Source organism: Vibrio sp. S9_S30 (assembly GCF_014694455.1).
Lineage (GTDB): Bacteria > Pseudomonadota > Gammaproteobacteria > Enterobacterales > Vibrionaceae > Vibrio.
This window is the reverse complement of sequence record NZ_JAAUWT010000114.1, coordinates 1-787: the sequence shown is the minus strand read 5'-3', so window position 1 is coordinate 787 and position 787 is coordinate 1. Positions and strand designations below refer to the sequence as shown.

Sequence of the window (787 nt, the reverse complement as noted above, 5' to 3'; positions counted from 1 at the left end):
AACCTACGATCTGATCAGCTACATTCACTTCACCTCGTAGCCCAATGCCTAAACCTTGTTACAAAACCACCAACTGGAAGCAATACAATCAAGCACTCATTAACCGTGGCTCTCTCACCTTTTGGATTGATGAAGAGGCGATAAGTGAGTGGACGCAAAGCAAACAGAATACTCGCGGAAGACCACGTCGGTTCAGTGATTTAGCCATAACCACAGCGCTCATGGTGAAACGAGTATTTTCTATGCCATTGCGAGCGCTACAAGGGTTTATTGACTCAGTATTTAAGCTTGCTCAGCTCCCACTTTGCTGCCCTCATTACACCTGTATCAGTCGAAGAGCCAAGCAAGTTGAGGTGTCATTTAAGACTAAAACGAGAGGAGTGATACAGCACTTAGCCATTGATGCGACGGGTCTTAAGGTTTACGGCGAAGGTGAGTGGAAAGTCAAAAAACATGGGACGGACGGCAAACGTCGAGTCTGGCGAAAGCTGCATCTTGCCGTTGATACAAGTACTCATGAGATTGTCGCAGCCGAACTCAGTTTATCGACAGTGACAGATGGAGAAGTCCTCCCGAACTTACTGAAGCAAACACGACGAAAAATCATAGAGGTGTCTGGTGACGGTGCTTATGATACAAGAGCTTGTCACGATGCTATTCAGATAAAAAGGGCTGTTGCGCTTGTTCCTCCAAGAGAAGGTGCAGCCTTCTGGGAGCGGGGTCACCCTAGAAACCTAGCAGTGGGTTGCCAGAAGTTATACGGCTCAAATCAGCACTGGAAAGAGCG

1 protein-coding gene is annotated in these 787 nt (G+C 47.5%); it reads left to right on the top strand.

The features are described from left to right. Positions 1-44 precede the first annotated feature (44 nt). On the top strand, positions 45-787 hold a 743-nt coding region (locus HC752_RS24320; protein ID WP_190337749.1), incomplete at its 3' end, for an IS5 family transposase.